The organism is Comamonas sp. A7-5, assembly GCF_039581385.1.
GTDB classification, from domain to species: Bacteria; Pseudomonadota; Gammaproteobacteria; order Burkholderiales; family Burkholderiaceae_C; genus Comamonas; species Comamonas thiooxydans.
This window is the reverse complement of the sequence record NZ_JBCPWO010000004.1, coordinates 76,451-92,581: the sequence shown is the minus strand read 5'-3', so window position 1 is coordinate 92,581 and position 16,131 is coordinate 76,451. Positions and strand designations below refer to the sequence as shown.

The following is a 16,131-nucleotide window of genomic DNA, read 5'->3' as shown; positions in this document are numbered from 1 at the left end:
CAAAAAAGGCGGCGAGCGCAAAGAGCCAAAGTGGTGACATTCAAGGCCTCGGTTGTTACGGAGAGAGCCTGATTATTGGCTCGATCCTGCATTTTTCTCTGTGGATAGGCTAGCGGAGCTAGGTAGCTCAGTGAGTTGCAGCGGTGACGGCTAGGGCCGGCCTGTCAGCAGTTAGCTAGGAGCCGTCATTCGTCAAAACTCTCCCGAGTTTGCTCAAACGACAGTTACACACTAATAGCGATCGCTCATTTAAGACAAGAAAAAATATGGGCGCTTCACAGGTGCTGAAGTAGGCACTTGGCCGTACTGTCAAAGAAATGAGTCTTTATTAGCTAGTGTCTAGCTCTAGGAGCTGGGACAGGTGTGAATTGCAGCGGTGCAATTTTGACATAGTGAGATATGCGCACAACTGATGCCACCGCCCAAGCCGATTGATCCAACAGCTCCGGCTGGACGGGGAGAGCGATTAATAGTTTCAAATTGCGATCGCCATCGGTGTCCATAGTGACTGTTGATCGCTGAAGGGGCGGGATGACCATATTTTGCTCCGTGCGAAAATGCGAGTTTGGAGCATCCGCTGGAAGCAATGGGTATAGCGGTGGGTACCTTTAGTGCTCCACCGTGGTGGCTCGCCACGAGATGGTTTATTCGGCTGATGGCCGTCATGTGCGCGTAAACCGATACATACTCCGCATCACTTGGTGCGAGGATATAGTCGGAACTAAATTCACTGTCATGCTGCGCTATGAATAATGCCAGTCCCGTATTATTGTTATTGCGCGGAACAGTGCCGGATGGAGTGCATTTCACGACCCAATCGCCGCTAATGCTCTGTACTCTTGTCATTAATGACGGCCAGATAAGGAGATTTCTATGTCGGTGTAGCGCTAACGCAAGCCGCCAGGCAGTTGGGGTGATTTTTTGACCAGATTGAAATCTTCCCTGATTTGGGACCAGCCAAGTTCGACTTGCAACCGCCCTTGGATCCCAGTTGATAACCAATCCTCGACTTCCATATAGGGGTTGGCCCAGCGCTGCACCTGCCCAGTGATCCATATCCCAATGAGACAGAATTACAGGAGCCTCCTGATTTACATATTTTGACCCAAGAGGGTCGATTGGCGGTGAGGGTTGCGTAGAGTAATTCCAGCCTGTAGGCACTCCAAAGTCGAAGAAAAGGTGGACAGGCGGAGGTGTATTTGGACAATTATCTACATCTACCAAAGCATGCCAATTTGCTTGTCCTACATCGTAAACGACTAGCATCCGTTTTTGTATGCCTATCATAGCATTATCAATCAGGATTTGCACTTGATTCTTGCTCGTCCGTGGTGAACCACTCAATCGAGAAAATGAGCGAAGTTTCTGAATGATTTTCTGGTTGTTGATTTTCTTGGCGGAAATAATTCTTACCGGAGATGGTATGGTTTCTTCATTAGCTTTCAAAAAATATAGCTCTGCATTAGCATGCTCGGATGGTTCGACTATGAAATCTACTTCATACCAATTACCCTGTGAATCGTCATCGACTTCTAGGTTTATACCGATCAACCTCGGATCCTTTACCATCAAGAGCCATGTTGCTGGATCCCAATCTCTTTCTAGTAACTTCCTTGGTGATGTCTGGAACGACCGTTTTTCTATTCCATCCAAGACAATTGACTCACCTCCCTTGGTCTCTTGGGAATTTTCGTCAATCAATGCATAAATGGTCTTAATGATGTACTGTTCTTCTTTTTTCAAATTTCACACTCCGTATTTATAGATCTATCAAATAGAATTCAGTATTAATTATTTTCCTGTATGCTGGCTGCTTAGTTCCAGAAAAATTCACCATAAATCGATGGACTCTAAATAACGCCACGGCCTAGCTTTACCGCCAAGACCTCTTGCGGTGATTTCTAGCGGGTATTGGTGTGGTATCTAGTGATCATGATTAGGTTGGCATCAAGTTTAAGTGCCCGGTGTTGGCTTGGGCGTATTCAGGCGGAGCAAAGCGGCTGCTTGTGTCGGTCTGTCTTGGAGACGCTCAGTCCAACCTCTTTCTTAAATGTCAGTTTTGCCAAGGCTTGCTTTGTGCACTCTCTAAATGCTTGCCCGTGCTCTGGGCAAAGGTACCTTTGACTCACCGGTGATCTATCCATATTACCTATAATCGCCGCATTGAGCACGTAGGAGGCGTCGTCTGAGCTACTTGGCGGTCGAGCATAGTAGGGGCACATTGAATCGCCAGGGGAGTTTTCTGGGGAGTTTAGGGGGCGTGACGGGAATTGAAATGATGGCGCTCAGAGGGAGATAGCCCCGCTGCACCCCCTTAAACCCCGGCCTTATCGGTTCGATTCCCATCGCATAGACACCGATGCCTCAGACCGTGTGGATCAGGCCAGATTTGTGGCCCAACTGCGAACTTGCTTTCGTGATTTGATCTTCCAGCCATCCTTTGTGCGCTCAAGGCTGTCTTCATACCAAAGGCCGCTCACAAAAGTGGTTTCTTTGCCTTCAGGCGTCTTGCCCGTCATGGGGACGATGGCCGCAGATCGAGCGGTGGCGCTATTTCCTGCCAGATCAATTTTGACGGTAGAGACTGTGTGCTGTGTCGAGGCCAGGCCGCCAAGGATTGGTACAAAAAATTCTTGCAGCTCGGCAGGAGAGCCTTTGGGTCCACCAAAGGCGGTGAAGTCCAAAATCGCATCAGAAAGAAATATCGCTTGAAACGAGTGCCAATCCTTTTCGTCTAAGGCATGACAGTACCGTGCCAGGAGTTCGTTGATTTCTACCTTGTCCGAGATGTCCTGAAGTGTCATTGCTGGCTCCGTTTGGAAGTCATGATTTGAACCAGTCAGGACAATACGTGTATCGGCTGCTTAGGCATCGTCTGTATCGACTATCGCGCATGTAGCGGTACCTTTTGAGGAACATTTGACTCACAAAGGCTGGCGAATGTCCGCAGCCGACAACCGATTGCGGCTGCCGCTGTTCGGCCCATTGCAGTCATACAACTGCCGATAGAACTTCTATATGACAGAGCTTCTACAGCCATCGAGTCGCTGAATATATGCTCTTGTCCGTCGTCATTTCTTCAGGTACAGATGCTATGAAAATCAGTGCTCGCAATGTCTTGCAAGGCAAGGTTATCTCGATTGTCACGGGCCCGGTCAGCACGGAACTGACACTAGAAGTTGCCCCTGGTGTGAGAGTCACGTCCTCTATCACCTCGACGTCGGCCCAGTCCCTGGGGTTGAAAGAGGGCGACAACGCATATGCCGTCATTAAAGCGTCGTCGGTGATGGTCGCTGTGGATTGAACAGCTCTTCTGTCTAAGCAAAGAGGCTCCTAAGGGAGCCTTTCTGATTCAGCCAGTTCAGATCAGTTGGATGCGCTAAGTTAAAAGCTTCTTTCGCAAGCAACGACCTCCAGACCGGCGCAGCGGATAGCACGGCGATGTTTGCGCAGACAGCCAACAGGCATCAGAAGCCGGACAAGGGATTGCTGCGCTTCTGAATTCCGGGGCATTGAGGTTCAATCAAGTCAGGTGGTCTTCCACAATCAACCAGCCCATGCTCCCAACCCCATCATTGATGATGTCCAGGTGGTTGCCGCCCTCGTACAGACGAATGTTCTGACCAACGAAGGCTTTGGGTGCAAGGCGCTCAATATGGGACAGGGCCAGCCTTATTTGCTCGCCAAGCTCAGAAAGTGACTTTTGAGAGTAGTCAATGTCGATAGCCTCGGCCAGCAGTCCATAGACAACTCTCTTTTTTCCCTCTTCGGGGAAGGCGAGCACCTTTGTATGCAAGAGCTCTGCATCCGAAAATTTGCGACCAGTGAGCTTTTCAAAAACTTCAATGCTTGGCAAAGTTCCCTCCTAGCGCTGCGTGACTCAATGTAACCAGCATAGTCGAGCGCATTGAAGAGATGCAAGCACCAAGAGCGCGTAGTTACGCCTACTTCCCTAATGAATTCAGGACTGCAAACGACGCAGATCAGCTGCTGGGCATGGTTTGTCAATCGCCCTCAGGTGCCTGATCCTGCCCGTGAAAGGCTTCCCATGCAGCTGCTTCCAGCTCACCGCAATCAGAGATGAGATTGCCGCTCTCATCATGAAGCGTATACGTTTGTTGCTCACCTCCAATGCTCGCGGCGCCATCAAGTCCCAGCAGCAAGGTATACATGGTGTCTCCCAGCACCGAATCCAGAATCGCTCGAAGTTGCTCGTGCTGCTTGGGCGTGAGCTCTAGGGCTGCGATCCGCGCTGCGACCTCCGACTCCTCATGAGCATTCATGAAAGACAAAAGAAGTTCTGATTTGAGCTTGACCCAGTTTTCAACAAATTGCTTGGCGTTCATCGTTACATGCGCAGTCATCGGCAGAGTCCTGGAGACTGAAGAAAAATTACCGCAAAAGTCCCGACTTGTGGCAACTCACTGCTGGCCAGCATTCGGTTTGCAGCTGTTCATCACAGCAAGCCTGAGCCAGGCCAGCGCGGGATCATTGTGCTTTCGCGCATGCCAGGCCTGTTGGTATGCCATTTTCGGCAGTTGCAATTGGCGTGGAGGCGCAAACTGCCGCAGATTCTTGAATGAGCGCAGCGGTCCGACAGCACGACGGGCAATCGTCAGAACCAGATCGGTACCTGGCAGCAATTCAACCGCAGCGCTCCAGTGTGGCAAGGCCACCGCAATCCTCCTTTTAAGTCCCTTGGCGGCGAGTGCGCGCTCGATCTCGTCGTTCGCATCCGGCTTCAATGCCAGCATGACATGAGGGCGCGTCAGCCATTCCTCCAGCGACAGTCCTCCTTTTTCCGGACTGACGGCCTTGTCTGCGAGACAGATGAAATCCTCTTCGAACAGTGTTTCGACCTGGATGTCTTGTGCAAGATCGGGAAAGATCCCCAGAGCCAGGTCCAGTTCACCATCGGCTAGCTGTACCAGCATGGCATCCCGGCTGGCCTGACTGATGGCGAAGTCAAAGCCGGGCGCATGTTTGCGGACGTATCGCATCAGGTCCGGAAGTACCAGACGAGCCGCATAGTCGGACAGTGACAGTCTGAATCGTCGTTGTGCCTGCAGTGGATCGAACTGAGGTGTTCCCAGCAGAGTATTGAGGCTGCCCAAAGCCTCCGAGAGCGGTTGCAGCAGCGCATTGCCTCGGGCCGTCAGCTCCAGCTTTCCCTGTTTGCGCACCAGCAATGGGTCATTGAAATGCTCGCGCAGCTGAGCTAGCGAATGACTCACTGCCGGTTGGCTCTTGTGCAGGCGCATGGCAGCCCTGGTCACGTGCTTCTCGGTCAGCAACGCGTGAAGTGCCAGCAGCAGATTGAGGTCGATACGGCGCAGATCATCCATGCGAAGAATAGTACACGTGCATATAAACGATTTCCATAATTAATCCGTATGAAAGACCATTCAGACATTGCTTAGACGTTTGAAGGAGTGGCAGATATGAACAGCAAGATGGCATTGATGACGGTCGCCTCACTGGGCATGGCCTTGCTGGCGGGGGCCATCCTGCCTTTTCAGGCCGCTGCAAATGCCAACGTAGGCCGTGCTCTTGGTCACCCTTTCTGGGGGGCTGCCACATCGCTGGTGATCAGCCTGGCCGTGATGGTGCCCATGCTGATTCTGGTCAAAGCCCCCATGCCGAATTTCAGCAACGCGTTTCACGGTCCCTGGTGGTTGTGGATAGGCGGTGTTCTGGGGGCTGTTTACGTCGCCAGTGCTGCAGCCCTGATACCCAAACTGGGTGCTGGCGGATTTCTGGTTGCCGTGGTCGCAGGACAGATGGTCGTGGCGGTATTGATCGATCACTTCGGTGTCATGGGGCTGGAGCCCAAGCCCATCAACGTCATGCGTGTGCTGGGTGTGCTCCTGATTCTTGGCGGGGTGTTCCTGATCCAGGGAGCGGGAGCAGCCAGGCCTGCCGCCGCTGCGATCCCCGCCACCTCCAGCGTGGGCTTGGCTTGAGCACAAAAATAGTGACGGCCCCACTGGCGCGGCGCCAGTGCGCTGAACACTTCTCGAAAGGAAATGGACATCAGCGCCTCACGCCGAAATACTCAATGCGAGCCTTTGGTTGGACATTGACGGCCTCATGCCGTAACTGCGTTTGACAAGATCAAGCAACCACAGGCCTTCCGATCAAGAAGAATGTCCCTGACGCTCGTCGAACGTCTGGGGTTCCGTCACACCAAGTGCATACGATTAGGAGTGTGCATGCCTGGAGCAGGAGATCGCCATGAGCAAATTCAGTATTCAGCACATTGATCACATCGTGTTGCGCGTCACTGACCTGGAGCGCAGCATCCGCTTCTACCAAACGGTCCTGGGCTGTACCTTGGTGAAGCGTCGTGAGGATTTGGGTATGGTTCACCTGCGAGCTGGTGCATCCATGATTGACCTGGTGGATGTTGAGGGCCCCTTAGGCCGTGCGGGCGGACCTGCGGCTTCAAGCGAGCGCAGAAATGTCGATCATTTCTGCCTGCGTATCGAGCCTTTTGATGAGCAAGCCATCCTCGCCCATTTGGCTGGCCATGGTCTTGAGGCGGATGGGGCGGTGCGGCGCTTTGGTGCTGACGGCATGGGCCTGTCCATCTACTGCAAAGACCCGGACGGCAATCAGCTTGAACTTAAAGGGCCCGCGAGCGCCGATTGACAACTCATGCGGCTGTCCGTACCCCTGGAGTGCTCGCTATGCCCGACCTGGTTGCTCGAAAGACAGCCTCTGGCTGTGGATTCAAGCGATTGCGGCTGTCGCCGTCCGGCCCGCAAGAGACGCTGCCCATCACGGTAAGGTGTCACCGCTCCTGTCCCTGTCAACTCAGGACGGGTTCGTTTGACCCTTAAACTAGCCGCATGAATCGACGTAGTCTGGTCTTATCCGCCCTGGCCGCAGGGTTTGCTCAAGTGACGGCGGCAGGCCCTCAGCCTCAAGAAATGGCCGAGTGGTCTCGGTTTTTCACAGAAGCCGATGCGCAAGGCAGCATCGTTGTTCTCGATGCACGCGATAACTCTGAAACTACCCACGTTTACAACGTGTCGCGTTCCGCTCGGCGTTACTCGCCAGCCTCTACCTTCAAGATTCCGCACAGCCTGTTTGCGCTTGATGCAGGGCTGCTGCGTGACGAATTTCAGCTCATTCAATGGGATGGTGTGAAACGACCTGTGGAGGCCTGGAACGTGGACCAGAATCTGCGCTCCGCGATGAGGAACTCCACCGTCTGGGTGTATGAGCGCTTTGCCAAGGAACTCGGCGATGCACGCGAGAGCGCCTATATGCGAAAGATTGGGTATGGCAATGCGGTCGCCACTGGCGACAAGCCATTCTGGGTTGAGGGCGACCTCGCCATCTCATCCTTCGAGCAGATTGCTTTCTTGCAACGGCTTTACCGCAATCAACTGCCTTTCCAGGTCGAGCACCAGCGGCTTGTGAAGGACGTGATGGTCAATGAAGCAGGGCCTGACTGGATACTGCGTGCAAAAACGGGCTGGACCGGAAAAATCGGCTGGTGGGTGGGCTGGGTAGAGTGGCCCAGCGGCCCCGTCTTCTTCGCCTTGAACATGGACACGCCCAACAGACTTGCCGACCTTGCCAAACGGCAAAGCATCACACGCAATGTTCTGCGCTCCATTAAAGCGCTACCCACTTCAGCATAGACCTGAACCGGGAGCAGAAGCCGGCAGAGCCATGTCTTGAAGAGCTCCTGCGGCCGGTTCCTGCCCCCCGTTTACATGCTCCAAAGGGATACTTGAGATGTGAGCCGACATGGATAGTCAGGCGACGATCTCTCCGTTGCGGATCGCCACGCGAATGGCCTGCGCCGTCGTGGCAACGCCCAGGCGCTTGCGGATGCGGCGCAGGTGGTTTTCCACAGTGCGTTCGGACAGGCCGAGGGTTGCGGCAATCTCCGTCTGCCGCCGGCCGGCGGCAGTCCATGCGAGCACCTCACGTTCGCGATCGGATAGGGGGCCGAGCTCTTCTTGCGCGGGCAACTCCAGCAGCCTGCGCGCCGTGCGGAATGCGGTTTGGGCGATCAGCTCCAGCGCCAGCCGGGCCTGCGGCGAGGCATCGATGCGCTCGCCGCCCAGGCTCATCGCGCCTTCCAGCCCCAGGAGGCCGAATACAGGCACTTGCAGACCGTGGATACCCGGGCCCTGCGGCGCGCGGACGACGCTGTAACGCTCGCCCTGAGCGCCGTTCGTCTTGGTCCAGAAGAAGGGCTGGTTCGTCTCCAGGATATGGCGCGTCACCGGGCAGTGCCGCACGTAGGTTTCAGCATCGACAGGCGCGCCCGTGCCGAACCAGTCGCCTTCGATCCAGTAGATGCGCTCCACCGCATCGTCCCGAGCGCTGGAAGCCGAAAACAGCACAAAACGGTCGTACCCCAGCGGCGCGCCGACAGCACGCACCGTATCCTGGATTGCGGCAAGGCTGCGGGCGCCCTCGATGGCGAGGGCTCCGTGCAATGCCGCCTGCGCGATTGCAGTGCTCATCTCAGGCCGTGACTTCCTTGAGCAAGGTTTCGGCCGCGAGCTTGCCAAGCGCATTGCCAGCCAGAGGGCTGTCGCCGGTGATCAGCTGGCGGTCCCGGTGCACGGCACCCGAGATGCCGTCGTTGACGATCTCGAAACCCAGGGTCTTGAGCCTTTCGCCGAACTTCCAGGTCAGGTGACCCGGCATGTAGCCGATGGCCGGGGTCTGCGCATCAAGTGCGTCGGGGAAGGCGCAGATCTTGTAGCCTCGGTAGATGTCGCTGTCGCCAACCGCTAGGAAGGCAGCAGGTCCGTGGCACAGGGAGATGACGAACCGGTTGTTGGCCGCAGCCCATTCCAGTACCGCACCTACGTCACGGCTGTCGGGGATGCCGATCAGCGCGCCATGCCCGCCGGGAACGAAGATGGCGGCGTACTGCTCCAGCCCCTGCTCAAGCACCGTCGACAGGCGCAGCGGCTCCTTGAATTGCGAGTGGTACTTGTTGAAGAAGCCCTTGACCGTCTCGTCTTCGGAAGGCATTGCCCAGAACTCGAACTTGACGGGATTTCCCGACATCGTTGCCACATCGAACGCGAATCCCGCCTTGTCCAGGTGGTACATGGGCAGAAGCGTCTCGACCGGGTGGTTGCCGGTGGAGAAAAAGCTGCCGTTATCGGTCAGCAGGTAGCGCTCGTCTGCGCCGATCATCAGGATCTTCTTGCTGCCTTGATAGGTTTTCGCGTAGTCGGCGCCGCTCAGGTCGGACTTGGGCGACGTGAACTGACTGAGCGAGTAGGGGGAGGGGAAGAACGCATTGAGTTCGGCCGGATCGGGTTGCGGTTGCTTGGTGGGAGTCGATGGTTCAGCCATGGGGCACCTCTGGGGTAGTTTGCGGAGGGCACAACAATGCGGCGGCAAGAAACCTGTGGCAATGAGGGATTTCCGTCAATGCGGGTCGGGCGAAGCCGGAATTTTGCTCTTGCTCCGTTTCAGGCTCGCACAGAGCCAAAGTCGGGAGCAGAAGCCTGGAGGCGCTCCGCCAATTCGCGTGTCTCAATGGTTGAGTCACTTTGGGCCGACTGCATTTGCGATGCTCGCCGCGCCTGTTTGTCCGCATACATGCACTGATCAGCCTCCTTGAGCACAGCCTGCGGAGAGCTGGCGGATGGATCGGCACTCACAATGCCAAAGCTTGCTCCTGGGTAGTCGAAGCTGCACTCGGCAAATTTATAGCTTCCGATCAGCAGCGGTGCCAATCGACTGCGCATGGCTTCAAGAGCCTTGTCCTGATCCATTGGGTCAGGTGGAGCAATCAGCCCGATGACGACGAATTCATCACCACCTAGTCGCCCCAGCATGTCACTCTTGCGCAAACCCGCAGACATGCGCCGGCCGACTTCGACGAGGAATTGGTCACCGACCACATGTCCGTAGGTGTCGTTGATCGCCTTGAATCCATCCAGATCGATGAAGGCCACCAGGACCCATTGCTGCGTGCGGCCCGCTAAAGCGAACAGCCGATCCAGCTGGGCCATCACATTGCGCCGGTTCGGCAGATTGGTCAGTGCATCATGGTTCGCCGCATGTCGCTCGTCCTGCCGCCGCGCCACCATTTGCCCGATCACGTGGCTGGAGAGCAGGATGAAAAGCAGGCCGATCGCCGCCACCAGCCCTGCCATCCAATAGTGCTGTCGACGCATGGCAGGCAGGTGATCCAGGGCCGCCATCGTGATCAGCTGGTACTGTGTTTTGGATAGCTGCTCACGCCGCAGCAGATAGGGTTTGCCATCGATGAGCCACTGATCAGCATGGCCGGAGCTGGCCATGGCTTGCACATCCAGAGCTATTCCTGGATCTTCTCCATTGTCTGACGAAGAGGGCGTGCTGGAAGACTGCGCGGTACCCGGCGAAAGAAGCCCTGCCGCATTGCGCAGCATGAATGGAGCGGACGAAGCGGTGGTCACTCTTCCCTGGCGATCCACGATCAGTGCAATGTGGTGTCCAGTCAGGTAGAGCGCTATTTCCGGGGCATCGAACTTCACCGTGACGGAGCCCAGAGGCATGTCGTCTTCGTTCTCGATGCGGCTGGCTACAAAATAGGACGGTGTCTTGTTCAGCCGGGCGATACCGAACGAATGGCCATTGCCGTCACGCAATGCATCGATCAGATAGGGACGGCCAGAGTAGATCATGCCCACGATGCTGTCAGGCTCGTCCCAGTTGCTGGCCGTCACCGTGTCGTCCGACATGTTGTTCATGTAGATGCGGGCATAGCGCAGATCACTGGAGAGTTCATGCATGAAGTTGCCGACCTTGCGCACCAACGGATCCTGCGTGAACTGCGCCGCGCGCTGCTGGCGCGTGAGCCTGGCCAGACTTGGCGGATCGTCGCGATACCGGGTGGCCAGCTGGATCACCGAGCCCTGGCGCGCCACCATATTGGCCACACTCGACATTTCCGTGAACAGCCGATCCATGATGCGTGCGGTCGTCTTGGCTTCGTATTCGGCGCTGGTCGCCAGGCGATCCAGCTCTGCACCCATGACTCGCTTTGACATCCACCACCCCAGACCAGCCACCAAGGTCAGCCACGCAACGGCCATTCCCAGTGTCGCCATGCGCACGGTGGGGCGCATTGACTGTTTGTGCTGAGCTTGCAGCGGTAATGCCTTGCCCACGTACTCCCTCCAGGCTGTTTTGAACGCATGGTAACAAGTACGTCTGGAGCGAAAAAGTCAGGAAAGGTCATCGGTGAAGCCGGTGTCGCGGCCGTATGAGCCCTCTGCGAAAAAAGCCGGCGCAGTCGAGGGTTGAGCCGGCCTGGATGCGACCGCATTGAGGGTGCTCCTGAATGGTGCGCCGTCTTTCCCGGGTACTTAAACCACCGCGGCGCTGAACGGCTCTGGCCTTCGTGCAAGCAGATGCGACAGCCTTTGAAGGCCCGTCTGCAAGCGTCCACGGTCCTTGATGCTGCCCAGCGAGATGCGAATGGCATTGACGGAGCCGCTGCCGGTGGCGCTGGTTGCGAATGCCTCCGCCGGCGTGACGGCGATGCCCTCGTTGTCGGCCGCACGCGCAAGCTGTGAGGAGTTCCAATACCCTGGCAACTCGAGCCATACATGCAGGCCGTCTCCAGTGCCGCTGTACCTCCCCGCAAGAATATCCCTGGCCATCCAGTGGCGCAGACGCGCCTCCTTGCGTACGCCTTCCATCAAAGCAGCAGCCGAACCGTCGAGAATCCACTGTGTGGCCAGTGCGGCCGTCAGAGGAGCGACCATCAGCGCAAATGACCTGAGCGCGACCAGGAAGCGTTCGCGTTCATGCGGGTCACGTATGAGCACGAAGGCGACACGCAAGCCGGGCGTCAGGCACTTCGACAGGGTCGAGATGTAGGACACCTGTTCCTGGGCAAACGTGGCAATAGGTGGTGGCGGTGCATCGGCAAGCAGCCAGTAGGGGTCATCTTCGACGATGCGTACATTGCAGCGCTTGGCGATGTTGGCGAGCTCCTTGCGCCGGCGCTCCGGAATGGTGATGGCGGTCGGGTTCTGCAATGTAGGGTTGAGGTAGAGCAGTCCAGGCTGGTGCTGATGGCAGGCTTGCTCCAGCATCTCGGGCACCATCCCGTGCTGGTCCGCTTCCACCGCAACGATGCGCCGGCCGAACTGGGTCGCAGCAGTACGCAGGCCCGGATAACTTGCTGGCTCTGTCAGTATCACATCGCCAGGCTTCGTCAGCGCCAGGATCAATGCGGCAATTGCGGCTTGCGCGCCCGGACAGACAACAACCTGCGCTGAATCCAGGGATCCAAACATCGGCTCCAGCCATCTGGCTCCTGCCTTACGGTCGGAGTCGCTTCCTCCGCCCAGGTGGTAAGTCATCAGCAATGCGGTGTCTGCCCCCATCATTACCTGAGAAAGGCCTTGTTTCAGCAGGTCGTCGAAGTCCACGCCAGCGGGTGGGGGAGGAGTGTTCATGCTTAGGTCGAGGACCGAGGTCAGTTCAATTCTCGGTGCCGCGACATAAGTACCTCGCGCGCCGCGGCCCTCCAGCAGATGGCGGCGTCTGGCTTCGTCGTATGCGCGCGTGACCGTCGTCAGGTCGAGGTTCAGCTGTGCTGCCAGCTGGCGCTGCGGAGGCAGACGATCACCCGGCTTCAGCGAACCGTCTGCCATTGCCGCCTGCAAGGCATCCGCAATCTGCAAGAAGCGTGGCCCGCCATGCACGGCCAATCGCGGCAGCCAAACTGGCAAACTGTCATCTTGTATGGTTTTCATACGCAGACATTTTGTCTCAATGTATGGAAATTGCTTTTAAGTAATATGCCTCAGAGCGTGTGGCGATCCCATTCTTGTATGGCAATCGCCGACGTTTTCGCCTCTCTCCTTCGGGAGGCGGTGTTCCTCACGGTAGACAGTGTCAAGTCATAGCTGGAAATTCTCAAAATGATCGATTGGGTCCCTGTAATCTTTGTTACGTTCAAGGTTCTCATCTTCGGCGCGTGCATGTTCTTCGCCATCAAGTGGCATTACGACCAAGGAAAGAAGGGAATGGACAGGCGCGCGCTGCTGCGCACGGGCGGCAAGGTGGCTGCCGCCTTCATGCTGGGGCTGCTGTTTGTTCTGCTGTTCACTTTCGGCCTTGCCAGAATGCTCGGCATGGACTTGAGCCTGCCATGACGGCAAAGGCTGGTCGGCCGATATCCAGCAATGCAATGAGCCTTGCATTCATCGCACGGCCATAATTGGTTGCCTTATCGAAGATGGCGATCTGCCTTGCGTGGCCTTTGCAGACGACCTTTGGCTCCAGGCATTCGGGAGACCACTTGCTTCGGATGACGAGGTCGCTCATTGCTCAACCGCCAGGCTGGCCCTGCTTTTCCGGGCCAGCTGGACAAAAGCCAAAGCAGCGGGCGAGAGCTTGTCAAAGCTCAGCGCGGCCAACGCGATTTTCCGGCGACAACGGGGCTTTAACGGGCGGTAGACAACACCTGCCGGGGGCTCGGGCAGAGCCAGACGTGCGGCAATGGTGACTGCCTCGCCTTGCGCGACAAAGCCCATCATCGAGGTGAGCTGCTCAAACTTGAACAGAGTTCTGGGTGAGGCGCCCTGGCTGACCAAAAAAGCATCGATATGGGGGCCCGAGCCTGCGCTGGTACGGATAAAGGGCTGTCCATGAAAGCCCATGGCAGCAATGGCCGATTGGGACGCAAGGGGGTGCGCAGCAGGCAGCACCGCCACCAGCTCGTCTTCAGCCAGGGTCAGGGTGTCGAAGCGCTCGTCGGGCAAGACGACAAAGCCCAGTTCCACACGCCGCTCCAGCAGCCACTGAACGACTGTGTCGTCCATGGCTTCCTCGATGTGCACCTCGACCAGGGGGTGCTTCTGCTGAAAGCGTGCCAGGAGCTTCGGCAGCAGACGCAGCGACGAGGTGGCGCCAAAAGATGCAATGCGCAAGGTGCCTCGGGCAATGCCATGCTCCGCATCGGCTTCCTGCTGCAATGCCTCTTTTTGCTGAAGAATGTCATTGGCGCGGCTCAGTAGCCTGGCGCCCACTTCGGTCAGTGTTGCCGCAGCCCCTTCGCGCTTGAAAAGTGAGACACCCAGCTCTGTCTCCAACTGCTTGATGGCATGGCTGACGCCGCTCTGGGAAATACCCAGCACACCCGCTGCGCGAGAGAAGCTGCCGACCCGGGCGAGCGCTGCAAAGACTTCGAGTTGTGTGAATGTCATGAGCTTTTACTCATTCGACGATGAATGCTGATTATCAGATAGTAACGTCTCATGAACACATCACGAACTTCCACCCATTTGGGATTGATTGGCATGGCTGCCCTGTGGGGCGCCTCCTGGCCCTGGGGACGCATCGTCGCGCAAACCATGCCTCCGCTGGCAGCGGCCAGCCTGCGCTTCTTTCTGGCTGGTCTCCTGCTGGTGCTGTGGCTATACCGTAGCGGGCGCATGGGTGCATTGCGTGTTCTGGGGCCTCGCCAATGGGGGGGCCTGGCCTGCGCTTCTGCCGTAGGCGTGCTGGGCTACTCCGTGTTCTTCTTGCAGGCACTCAAGACCGTGCCCGCGGGCAAGGCGGCCATGGTGGTGGCGCTCAACCCGGTACTGACCATGCTGTTCGCAGCGCTGCTGTTTCGTGAACGCGTGAACGCCGTCATGTGCCTGGGCTTGGGGCTGGCCGTGACGGGCGCCCTGTATGCGCTGAGCGGCGGCGCTTTGGGGGAGCTGGTATCTTCCTCGTCCGGCGTGGGAGAGTGGCTGCTGCTTGGCTGCGCCGCATGCTGGGTTGCCTATACCTTGATAGGACGCATCGTTCTGACCCGCGTGGATGCGCTGACCACGACGACGGCAACCGCACTCATTGGCGCTGCACTGCTTCTTATGGCCAGCATTGCCCTGGAGGGCTCGTCCGCCTGGACTGGCCTGGCAAAAGCCCCTGCCGTCGCCTGGTACAGCGTTGTGGCGCTGGCCCTGGGCGCTACGGCATTGGCTTACGCCTGGTACTTGAAGGGCGTCCAGGAGTTGGGTGCTGGCGCCGCAGCCGCGTATATGTCACTGGTGCCGCTGTTTGGCATGCTGCTGTCCAGCGTCTGGCTCGGAGAGCCCATCACCAACTCGCTGCTGGGTGGCGGCGCTGCGGCCATCTTCGGCATGTTGTTGATGAATGTCGGGCGCATACGACTGGAGAGAGCCTCTCACTCTGCGGCTGCCTGATTCGGGTCGAGTGCTGCTGCTTTCGGCCAGGAGCAGTCCTCGACTGATATATTCAAATGCAACAGCACTTGAGAAACCATCATGCCTGGCTTTGAGAATTGGCTTGCCTTCGGCCTTGTTTCCCTTGGAATGGTCCTCACTCCAGGACCGAACATGGTTTATTTGATTTCCCGATCGATATGCCAGGGGCGTGCCGCCGGTCTTATCTCCCTGGGGGGAGTTGCTCTCGGCTTCGTGTTCTACATGATGTGTGCGGCACTGGGCATTACGGCGATCGTCATGGCGGTACCGTATGCCTACGATGCGTTGCGCATTGGCGGGGCTCTGTACCTGATCTATCTGGCATGGCAAGCCGTCAAGCCGGGTGGCCGCTCTCCGTTTGAAGTCAAGAACCTTCCGCAGGACGGCCCAAAGAAGCTGTTCCTGATGGGGTTCCTGACCAATCTTCTCAACCCGAAGATCGCCGTGATGTATCTGTCACTGCTGCCTCAATTCATCAGCCCTGAACATGGCAGCGTGCTCTCTCAATCCCTGGTTCTGGGCTTTACCCAGATTGTGATCAGCGTCAGTGTGAACGCCACGATTGCCATGCTTGCAGGATCGATAGCAGTATTTCTTTCCGGCCGTCCGACGTGGATCCTGGTCCAGCGATGGCTGATGGGAACGGTTCTCGCCGGCTTGGCCGTTCGTATGTTGACCGAAGCAAGGAAATAGCACCTTGCCGAACCACCTTGGGACGTATTGCGACAGTCATAGAGGGACCATTTGCGGCCCTTCGCACATCTCAGAAGCGTTCACTGGAAGATGACGCCATGGACAATGACGATGCTGAACAGCCAATCGGCGTTCAGCATCGTCGAATGTTACACGCCTTGCCCTTGGGGCGGCTGGCACGACCCGGCAAACTCAAGACAGCTGCAGCCGGCCAGAAACTGTCCTT

At 57.1% G+C, this 16,131-nt stretch carries 17 protein-coding genes; 7 read left to right on the top strand and 10 right to left on the bottom strand.

Features of this window, described 5'->3' with window-relative positions; genetic code table 11:
• Positions 1-345: 345 nt before the first annotated feature.
• Positions 346-1,743 carry a hypothetical protein gene (locus AAIL67_RS08450; protein WP_280008800.1) on the bottom strand — a complete coding sequence of 466 codons (1,398 nt, stop codon included), beginning with the start codon at positions 1,741-1,743 and terminating at the stop codon, positions 346-348.
• Positions 1,744-2,378: 635 nt separating this feature from the next.
• On the bottom strand, positions 2,379-2,804 hold the full coding sequence (locus tag AAIL67_RS08445) for a nuclear transport factor 2 family protein (RefSeq protein WP_280008801.1): 426 nt from the start codon (positions 2,802-2,804) through the stop codon (positions 2,379-2,381).
• 290 nt (positions 2,805-3,094) lie between these two features.
• On the opposite strand from AAIL67_RS08445, the gene AAIL67_RS08440 reads away from it, so the two are divergent.
• Complete coding sequence (locus AAIL67_RS08440; protein ID WP_003062306.1) at positions 3,095-3,304, top strand: molybdopterin-binding protein; 210 nt, start codon at positions 3,095-3,097, stop codon at positions 3,302-3,304.
• Between the two features lie 219 nt (positions 3,305-3,523).
• On the opposite strand, the gene AAIL67_RS08435 is transcribed toward AAIL67_RS08440, so the two are convergent.
• From AAIL67_RS08435 to AAIL67_RS08425, 3 genes are all read right to left on the bottom strand, one after another.
• Positions 3,524-3,856 (bottom strand): hypothetical protein, encoded by a 333-nt coding sequence (locus tag AAIL67_RS08435; RefSeq protein ID WP_057092418.1) that lies wholly within the window; start codon positions 3,854-3,856, stop codon positions 3,524-3,526.
• A gap of 148 nt (positions 3,857-4,004) precedes the next feature.
• Positions 4,005-4,364 (bottom strand): hypothetical protein, encoded by a 360-nt coding sequence (locus AAIL67_RS08430; protein WP_343483776.1) that lies wholly within the window; start codon positions 4,362-4,364, stop codon positions 4,005-4,007.
• Between the two features lie 57 nt (positions 4,365-4,421).
• Positions 4,422-5,345, bottom strand: a complete 924-nt coding sequence (locus AAIL67_RS08425) for a LysR family transcriptional regulator (RefSeq protein ID WP_343483775.1) — start codon at positions 5,343-5,345, stop codon at positions 4,422-4,424.
• A gap of 96 nt (positions 5,346-5,441) precedes the next feature.
• Between AAIL67_RS08425 and AAIL67_RS08420 the strand changes: the two genes are divergently transcribed.
• From AAIL67_RS08420 to blaOXA, 3 genes are all read left to right on the top strand, one after another.
• Entirely contained in the window at positions 5,442-5,963 is a 522-nt protein-coding gene (locus AAIL67_RS08420) for a DMT family transporter (protein WP_224648267.1), read from the top strand.
• Positions 5,964-6,234: 271 nt separating this feature from the next.
• Entirely contained in the window at positions 6,235-6,651 is a 417-nt protein-coding gene (locus AAIL67_RS08415) for a VOC family protein (protein ID WP_003062290.1), read from the top strand.
• 200 nt (positions 6,652-6,851) lie between these two features.
• Positions 6,852-7,652, top strand: a complete 801-nt coding sequence (gene blaOXA / locus AAIL67_RS08410) for a class D beta-lactamase (protein ID WP_034361410.1) — start codon at positions 6,852-6,854, stop codon at positions 7,650-7,652.
• Between the two features lie 117 nt (positions 7,653-7,769).
• Here the strand turns inward: blaOXA and AAIL67_RS08405 are convergent, their stop codons facing one another.
• The 4 genes from AAIL67_RS08405 to AAIL67_RS08390 form a co-directional block, all read right to left on the bottom strand.
• Positions 7,770-8,489, bottom strand: a complete 720-nt coding sequence (locus AAIL67_RS08405; protein ID WP_034354045.1) for a PA1136 family autoinducer-binding transcriptional regulator — start codon at positions 8,487-8,489, stop codon at positions 7,770-7,772.
• A 1-nt stretch (position 8,490) separates the two neighbouring features.
• Positions 8,491-9,339 carry a glyoxalase III HchA gene (gene hchA, locus AAIL67_RS08400; protein ID WP_003062284.1) on the bottom strand — a complete coding sequence of 283 codons (849 nt, stop codon included), beginning with the start codon at positions 9,337-9,339 and terminating at the stop codon, positions 8,491-8,493.
• A 119-nt stretch (positions 9,340-9,458) separates the two neighbouring features.
• On the bottom strand, positions 9,459-11,105 hold the full coding sequence (locus AAIL67_RS08395) for a diguanylate cyclase (RefSeq protein WP_343483773.1): 1,647 nt from the start codon (positions 11,103-11,105) through the stop codon (positions 9,459-9,461).
• A gap of 240 nt (positions 11,106-11,345) precedes the next feature.
• Positions 11,346-12,746 (bottom strand): PLP-dependent aminotransferase family protein, encoded by a 1,401-nt coding sequence (locus AAIL67_RS08390; RefSeq protein ID WP_314353655.1) that lies wholly within the window; start codon positions 12,744-12,746, stop codon positions 11,346-11,348.
• Positions 12,747-12,914: 168 nt separating this feature from the next.
• Between AAIL67_RS08390 and AAIL67_RS08385 the strand changes: the two genes are divergently transcribed.
• Positions 12,915-13,148, top strand: coding sequence for a hypothetical protein (locus AAIL67_RS08385; RefSeq protein ID WP_003062279.1), 234 nt, complete (start codon positions 12,915-12,917; stop codon positions 13,146-13,148).
• Positions 13,149-13,316: 168 nt separating this feature from the next.
• Here AAIL67_RS08385 and AAIL67_RS08380 read toward each other — a convergent pair whose 3' ends face one another.
• Positions 13,317-14,201 (bottom strand): LysR family transcriptional regulator, encoded by an 885-nt coding sequence (locus AAIL67_RS08380; protein WP_343483772.1) that lies wholly within the window; start codon positions 14,199-14,201, stop codon positions 13,317-13,319.
• Between the two features lie 51 nt (positions 14,202-14,252).
• On the opposite strand from AAIL67_RS08380, the gene AAIL67_RS08375 reads away from it, so the two are divergent.
• Positions 14,253-15,191, top strand: a complete 939-nt coding sequence (locus tag AAIL67_RS08375) for a DMT family transporter (protein ID WP_343483771.1) — start codon at positions 14,253-14,255, stop codon at positions 15,189-15,191.
• Between the two features lie 81 nt (positions 15,192-15,272).
• Positions 15,273-15,905, top strand: a complete 633-nt coding sequence (locus tag AAIL67_RS08370; protein ID WP_054075677.1) for a LysE family translocator — start codon at positions 15,273-15,275, stop codon at positions 15,903-15,905.
• The last annotated feature ends 226 nt before the right edge of the window (positions 15,906-16,131 follow it).